The organism is Paenibacillus aceris, from assembly GCF_017874035.1.
Taxonomy (GTDB): Bacteria; Bacillota; Bacilli; order Paenibacillales; family NBRC-103111; genus Paenibacillus_E; species Paenibacillus_E aceris.
Genome location: NZ_JAGGKV010000050.1, coordinates 1 through 8,544, shown reverse-complemented (window position 1 = coordinate 8,544; position 8,544 = coordinate 1). Strand labels below are relative to the sequence as shown.

At 45.1% G+C, this 8,544-nt stretch carries 3 protein-coding genes and 1 pseudogene; all 4 read left to right on the top strand.

The genetic code is table 11. From position 1 onward, the window contains the following. Nucleotides 1-1,917, top strand: a 1,917-nt coding sequence (locus J2Z65_RS34915) for a cohesin domain-containing protein (protein ID WP_209856383.1), incomplete at its 5' end; no start/stop codon positions are given. A 114-nt stretch (nt 1,918-2,031) separates the two neighbouring features. Continuing rightward, on the top strand, nt 2,032-4,860 hold the full coding sequence (locus J2Z65_RS34910) for an NPCBM/NEW2 domain-containing protein (protein ID WP_167059243.1): 2,829 nt from the start codon (nt 2,032-2,034) through the stop codon (nt 4,858-4,860). An 85-nt stretch (nt 4,861-4,945) separates the two neighbouring features. After that, on the top strand, nt 4,946-8,158 hold the full coding sequence (locus J2Z65_RS36025) for a family 43 glycosylhydrolase (protein ID WP_209856381.1): 3,213 nt from the start codon (nt 4,946-4,948) through the stop codon (nt 8,156-8,158). 162 nt (nt 8,159-8,320) lie between these two features. Continuing rightward, nucleotides 8,321-8,544 (top strand): annotated as a pseudogene (locus tag J2Z65_RS34900) (arabinoxylan arabinofuranohydrolase); the annotation flags it as partial.

The window sequence follows — 8,544 nt, the reverse complement described above, 5'->3', positions numbered from 1 at the left end:
AATCTCTTCAAGGTCGATTATTGGCAGTTCGCTCAAAAGAGCGCTGCTCATGATCTTGCTGCAATCAATGCATCCATTGATAAATATAAAATCGATAAGGTTTCCGGAACTAATACGGCAAGCATGAAGGTTACAGCCGTATATGCCGACGGAACAAGCGAAGATGTTACGGCTCAGGCAGTTGCCACACCTGTGCAAAGCGGTATTGTAAGTGTCAATAGCGGCGTTGTAACCGGTGTAGGCTATGGCACAACAAGTGTCGATGTCAGCTATGGCGGAAAAACAGACACTCTGAATATGCTAGTAAAAGACTTGAACAGTGAGCTGACAGTGAAGAAGCTTACCGTTGACAATACATCAGTTGCGCTGGATTTTGGCAAAACAGCAACATTTAAAGTAACAGCGGAGTATCTTGACGGACACACGGAAGATGTAACAAAAACAGCAACCTATAGCAATCCAAGCCCTGATATAGCAGAAGTTTTGGGTGGTACAATCACTGCAAAAGCCAGTGGAACAACCAATGTTGTTGTAAGTTATAAGGGAGAATTAGGGGATGCTGCAACAGCGCAAATTAAAGTAACAGTCAATACTCCTGCTGTAGTGGCTATTGAGGCTGAGTCAGCAGCGGAAAACTCAGTCAATGCCTATGTATATGGAACCATAGAAGGCCATACCTGGTCGCTTGTTGACGGACAGTCCACGAAGGCGATGCTATTTGGGCCTGACACGGGCTTTGCTATGTCAAGCACTACTGCAGCCTCTCTCGCTGCCGATGCCAGACTTGGATATAAAATCAATTTTCCAGCTGCAGGAAATTACAATGTTTGGCTGCTAGCTAAGAGTGTTGATTACAATTCAGACTCCATCCACGTTGGAATTGATAACCAGTATAAATTTACTGCTAATGGTATTGAGGGAGTTAGTGGTGGTCAATTTAAATGGCTGAATCTCAGTACTCTTGGAGGTACTGCTCTGAATATTGCCGCTGGCGTGCATGAATTGAACTTATGGGGCAGGGAAGATGGACTTATCATAGACCGGATTTATTTAACGACAAGCAGTTCAACTACAGATCCTGTCTGGCCAACCATGCCTGCTGGCGCCGTTCTTCAAGGGCCGGCAAAAGCTAATAGAGGAGAAACCTTCGATTTGAATTATGGCCTAAGCGGCAAGGATCAAAATAATATTTACGGTCAAGATTTAACGTTTACTTATGATCCAAGTCAGCTGGAATACGTATCTGCCGAATCTGTGAATACGGATGACGTGGTGATTGTCGACCAGACTCAGAAGCAAGGGGAGGTCCGTATCATTGTTGCAACAATAGGTCAAAACGCCCATCTTGATGGAAGCCTTTTAAAGCTTCATTGGAAGGTTAAATCCAGTACGCAGGCTACTGCCTCTACGATTTCCCTGTCCAAAGGGGTAATTGCAAATGAAACCGGATATGAAAGCAATTTGGAGAGCAGGTCTTACACGGTACAAGTTAGCGCAATTGACAAAACAGCTCTTATCTCATTAATATCCGAAGCTCAAGGCAAGCATGATACGGCAACCGAGGGAACCGGTGCAGGCCAGTATCCGGCGGGCTCCAAAGCGGTGCTTAAGGCAGCTATCGATCAAGCGAAGGCTGTAGCAGATAACACTGCGGCAACCCAGGAGCAAGTAGAGAAGGCGGTAAGTGAATTGACAACTGCGCTGCAAACATTTATGAATTCCGTCATTACTATTCAGCCAGGTGATGCGAATGGCGACGGTCGTTATTCCGTAGGCGATTTGGGCATCATTGCAGCAGCCTATGGCAAAACCTCCGCTGATCCGAACTGGTCCAGCTTCAAGAACTTTGATTTGAACAACGACGGTAAGATCGGCATCGAGGACCTTGCGGCTTTGGCGATGAAGATATTGAATTAGAGTGACTTGTGAATGACCAAAAGAGGGATCTATTTTCGGCCCTCTTTTGGAAATCACCTTCGAAATACGTCGGATAAGTCAACATCATCATAAATTGGAGGTATGTTGAATTTTATGAAAAAAGTATTATCGGTTGTTATTCTTTTCATGATGGTCTGCATGTTTTTCTTAACTCCTGCCCATCAGGTGAAAGCTGCTGATAACGGCCTTGCTGAAACACCGCCGATGGGGTGGAACACCTGGAACAAATTTGGTTGCAATGTGAGCGAAAAATTGGTTGAAGAAATGGCCGATGCCATGGTTTCAAGTGGTATGAAAGATGCCGGATATCAATATGTGAATATCGACGACTGCTGGCAAACTTCTAGAGATACGACAACAGGGAAAATTGTGGTTGATCCAGTTCGATTCCCGAATGGAATGAAAGCTCTTGCTGATTATGTTCACTTGAAAGGATTAAAACTTGGACTGTATACGGATGTCGGTTATAAGACTTGTGGAGGGCGCCCGGGCAGTCGAGGTTATTACGATTTAGACGCTCAAACGTATGCCGAATGGGGGATTGATTATGTCAAAGTTGATTGGTGTTATGTTGATCCAGATGCACAATTCTTAAACTATGGTCCGAAACCTGATGCGGCAACTTGGTATAGTGAGTTCGGAAGAGCGCTAGAGAATTCCGGAAGAGGAATTGTTTATAGTATTTGCAACTGGGGTGAACAATCACCATGGGTATGGGGACCGCAAATCGGCAATTTGTGGCGCACTGGCCAAGATATCGGGGATGCATGGGAAAAAGGTACGAATTGGTTTAATGGAATCATTAATGCTTATGATACAGCTGTCACTCATAGTGCTAGTGCCGGACCAGGTGGCTGGAATGACCCGGATATGCTTGAAGTAGGCAACGGTGGTGCAACTACCGAAGAATACCGTTCACAGTTCAGCTTGTGGAGTATGCTGGCCGCACCGCTTATTGCCGGGAATGATCTCAGAACCATGTCACAAGCTACCAAAGATATTTTACTGAACAAGGAAGTAATTGCTGTAAATCAGGACCCGCTTGGCGTGCAAGCTACAAAAATTATTGACAATGGGGATATCGAAGTGCTTGTAAAACCACTTGCGAATGGTGACAAGGCGGTCGCATTGTTAAATCGAGGGGCACAGGCGACAAAAATAAGTGTAACGGCTACGGATGTAGGACTTCCTGCTTCGGAAGGATATATTTTAAGAGACTTATGGCAGCATTTCAGCAAGGGATCCACAGGAACAATAAACGCTGATGTTCCTTCCCACGGCACTGCTATGTTCAGAGTGAGTCCGGCAACAATAGATAATTTGCCTTCTTCTTTGGATATGACAATAACGGCTTCAAATGGCCAAATAGAATCAGGTAAGACAGCAGAACTTACAGTTGCCCTACATAATGACGGAGTCAAAGATGTTACAAATGCCGCCATTAGTTTGATAGTTCCAAATGGTTGGACAGCTGCTCCGCTATCTGCCACCAGCTTTGATCATGTTGCAGCTGGTCAAACGGTAACGGTAATGTGGAACATTACTCTTCCATCCGATGTAGTTGGGATCAGTGATATTGGTGTAACCGCTAGCTATGAAGACATTGATGGAAGAAAGCAACTGCAGGGCAGCCAAAGAATCATTGCCTTACCTCCTGGCGGCACTATCTATCTAAGTGATTTAGAGCCTCTCCATTCGGCAAATGGTTGGGGTCCGTTTGAGAAAGACATGTCGAATGGAGAAATGGGCCAAGGCGACGGTAAGAAAATAACCATCAAAGGGGTTCCATACAATAAGGGCTTGGGAGTCAATGCACAAAGTTCAATCACCTACACTATCGACGGTAAATATGATTTATTTATTTCTGATGTGGGGATTGATGACGAAGTAAGCGGCAAAGGAAGTGTAACGTTTGAGGTATGGGGAGATGACGTAAAGCTCTGGGATAGTGGTCTTATGAAGGCAACTTCCACAACAGTAAGTGCGAAGGTTGATGTAAAGGGGGTCAAAATTCTCAAGCTGGTTGTTACTGATGGTGGGGATGGCAATGCCTACGATCATGGCGATTGGGCAGGTGCTAGATTGACAGCGCTTGTTCAGGAACCAAAGGGCGCTGTTCTCTTAGGTCCCGATCAAGCAGCTAAAGGCGCAACTTTCGATTTGAATTACGGCCTAAACGGTATGGATCAAAATATTTACGCTCAAGACTTGAGGTTTACTTACGATCCAAGCCAACTGGAATACGTATTTGCAGAATCCGTAAATCCAGATGAAGTGGTGATTGTCGACCAAGCGCAGAAACAGGGCGAAGTTCGCTTCCTTCTCGCTACTCTCGGTCAAAATGCCCATCTCGACGGCAATCTTCTGAAGCTTCATTGGAAGGTTAAATCCGATACTCAGGCAGCCGCCTCTATGATCTCCCTGTCTAAAGGGGTAATCGCAGATGGAACCGGCCTTGAAAGTGAACTGGAGAGCAAGTCATACACGGTTCAAGTTAGCGCAATTGACAAAACAGCTCTTAAAGCATTAATAGCCGACGCTCAAAGCAAGCATGATGCTGCAACCGAGGGAACCGGCGCAGGCCAATATCCATCGGGCTCCAAAGCATCACTGCAGGCAGCTATCGATCAAGCGCAGGCTGTAGCAGATAATACTGCGGCAACCAAGGAACAAGTAGAGCAGGCGGTAATCGCATTGACGGCTAAGCTGCAATCGTTTATGGATTCCATCATTACCACTAAGCCTGGTGATACGAACGGTGACGGCCGTTATTCCATCGGCGATTTGAGCATTGTTGCAGCGGCCTATGGCAAAACCTCTGACGATCCAAACTGGTCCAGCTACAAGAATGTCGATTTGAACAACGACGGCAAGATCGACATCGATGACCTTGCGGTAGTGGCTAGGAAAATACTTGAATAACTAGCATTTAGCAGGGAGGTTTTCCTCCCTCTCCTTGCCGGAAAATAGAATTTTCTAGATTTTTCAATAGGAGGAATATAAATCCATGTATAAAAAGTGTTTTGTATTTGTTTTAGTTTTCACCCTATTAATTGGCTGTCTGCCAGACAAATCTATATTTGCTGCCGAAGGCACCACGGCCAAGAATCCAATTATATGGGCGGATGTACCGGATATTGATGTGATCAGGGTAAATGATACTTATTATATGACCAGCACTACCATGCACATGAACCCTGGAGTTCCCATTATGAAATCCAAGGATCTCGTGAATTGGGAAATCGTCAATTATGTCTATGATATCCTCGCAGATGGTGACAAACAGACGCTTTCAAATGGACAAAACATATACGGGCAAGGCTCATGGGCAAGCAGCATCCGATACCATGATGGCAAGTTTTATGTGGTATTTGCCTCCAATGATATTGGTAAAACGTATATCTTTCAAACCACTGATATTGAAAAGGGACCATGGGAAAAGCATGAGTTAGCAGGCGGAGTTTATCATGACATGTCTTTGCTGTTTGATGATGACGGCCGCGTATATCTGGTTTATGGCGGTGGAGCCATTAAGATTATTGAGCTTACTTCAGATGCCACAGCGATCAAAGTAGGCGGAATGAATAAAACAATCATTCAAAATGCAAGCGCTCCTGGAGGCTCAGGAGGTCTAGGAGCTGAAGGCTCGCACATTTATAAGATTAATGGCAAATATTATATCTTCAATATTTCATGGCCCTCAGGAAGCATTCGTACAGAGTTGGTGCATAGGGCTGATACGATTGATGGCACATATGAAGGAAAGATTGCTTTAAGATCTGGTAGTAATTCAAATAGTGCCGGGGTGGCACAGGGGGGGGTTGTTCAATCTCCTGATGGAAAATGGTACGGAGTGTTGTTCCAGGATTACGGATCAGTAGGACGTATACCCTACATTGTACCGATGACATGGAGTGAGGATGGCTGGCCTGTATTTGGTGATGTTAATGACACAGGGATTCCGGCCGAGCTTTCAAGATCATGGGTTTCGTCGGATAACTTCGATCAGAGATCAGAGAAAGTTGCAGTTTATCATACAGAGGCAGCAAGCGGCGAAAATGACTACAACGGATCCAATCTTGGATTAGTGTGGCAGTGGAACCATAATCCTGATAACAGATATTGGTCTCTTACCGACAGACCGGGGTATCTAAGACTCACTAACGGAAGAACGAGCACCAGCATTCTAGATGCCAGAAATACGCTTACACAAAGAACGTTTGGACCGGAAAGTTCAGGAACAGTTGCTATCGATGTTAGCCATATGAAAGACGGGGATTATGCCGGAATTGCCGCATTCCAGAAGAATTACGGGTTTGTCGGTGTTAAAATGTCCGGCACTGCAAAATCTGTTGTTATGGTGAATGGGAGCTCAGGGTCAGCAGTGGAATTAGCAAATATCCCTCTCAATCAGAACACCGTATACTTAAGGACTGAATTGGATTATAAGAATAGGACAGATAAAGCCTATTTCTATTACAGTCTTGACGGTGAGCATTGGGCATCCATTGGAAACACTCTTCAAATGTCATATACATTACCGCATTTTATGGGCTACCGTTTCGCCTTATTCAATTTTGCAACAAAGATAACTGGCGGTTATGTTGACTTCGATTATTTCAAATTAGATGACAAGATGTCAGGATCCAACTTTGATACGAATCTAAAGTCGCTTCAGGTGAACGGTGCACAAGTGAGCGGATTCAATCCAAGTGTATACAGCTATTCCGTAGATCTTCCTGCAGGAGCGGCTCCGCCGCAAGTTACAGCCACTTCAAACGATTCTGGCGCGAGTGTTACGATTACACAAGCACAGGCTGTTCCAGGAAAGGCTACGGTGACTGTAAGCAGGGATGGATTACAAACTGCAGTCTATACAATTAATTTCAATGCACCAACCATCGTGGCTATTGAGGCTGAGACAGCAGCGGAAAACTCAGTCAATGCCTATGTATATGGCACCATTAACGGCCATACCTGGTCGCTTGTTGACGGACAGTCCACGAAGGCGATGCTGTTTGGGCCTGACAATGGATTTAGTATGTCAGGTACGGATGCTGCCTCTCTCGCTGCCGATGCCAGACTTGGATATAAAATTAATTTTCCAGCTACAGGAAATTACAATGTTTGGCTGCTAGCTAAGAGTGTTGATTACAATTCAGACTCCATCCACGTTGGAATTGATAACCAGTATAAATTTACTGCTAATGGTATTGAGGGAGTTAGTGGTGGTCAATTTAAATGGGTGAATCTCAGTACTCTTGGAGGAACTGCTCTGAATATTGCCGCTGGCGTGCATGAATTGAACTTATGGGGCAGGGAAGACGGACTTATCATAGACCGAATTTATTTAACGACAAGCAGTTCAACTTCAGATCCTGTCTGGCCTCCTTCAACGCCTGCAGGTGCTGTTCTGCAAGGGCCGGCAAAAGCTAATAGAGGAGAAACCTTCGATTTGAATTATGGCCTAAGCGGTAAGGATCAAAATAATATTTACGGTCAAGATTTAACGTTTACTTATGATCCGAGCCAATTGGAATACGTATCGGCCGAATCCGTCAAGCCGAATGACGTGGTGATTGTCGACCAGACTCAGAAGCAAGGGGAAGTTCGTTTCCTTGTGGCAACAATTGGTCAAAGCGCCCATCTTGACGGCAGCCTTTTGAAGCTCCATTGGAAGGTTAAATCCGGTACACAGGCTGCTGCCTCTACGATTTCCCTGTCCAAAGGGGTAATTGCAAATGAAACCGGCCATGAAAGCAATTTGGAGAGCAGGTCTTACACGGTACAAGTTAGCGTAATTGACAAAACAGCTCTTATCTCATTAATATCCGAAGCTCAAGGCAAGCATGATGCGGCAACCGAGGGAACCGGTGCAGGCCAGTATCCGGCGGGCTCCAAAGCGGTGCTTAAGGCAGCTATCGATCAAGCGAAGGCTGTAGCAGATAACACTGCGGCAACCCAGGAGCAAGTAGAGAAGACGGTAAGTGAATTGACAACTGCGCTGCAAACATTTATGAATTCCGTCATTACTATTCAGCCAGGTGATGCGAATGGCGACGGTCGTTATTCCGTAGGCGATTTGGGCATCATTGCAGCAGCCTATGGCAAAACCTCCGCTGATCCGAACTGGTCCAGCTTCAAGAACTTTGATTTGAACAACGACGGTAAGATCGGCATCGAGGACCTTGCGGCTTTGGCTAGAAAAATACTTGAATAGGTAAAATTCATGAGCAAAAAAGAGGGAGGTTAGACTCCCTCTCTATGATTGGGTTCATTAGTGAATAGGTAAAGGTGAGGAAACAGCTCAAATATGTAACGAGAAGATTCATTGGAGTGCATGTGATTTATCAAAAAAATAAGGAAAGGCAGTGGTTGTTCAATGAAGAAATGGCAGAAAATGTTGGGGATGACGATGGCTTTAACTCTTGCGCTCACAGCAGTCCCCGTTACGGCAAAGGTAGAGGCAGCAGCAACTTCGGTTACACCGGCACTGGCTAAAACACCTGGCAAAAACAATCCGCTATTTACACAAAAGTTTGGCGCCGATCCATTTGCCATGGTTTATAACGGCAGAGTTTATGTTTACATGACAAATGATATCTT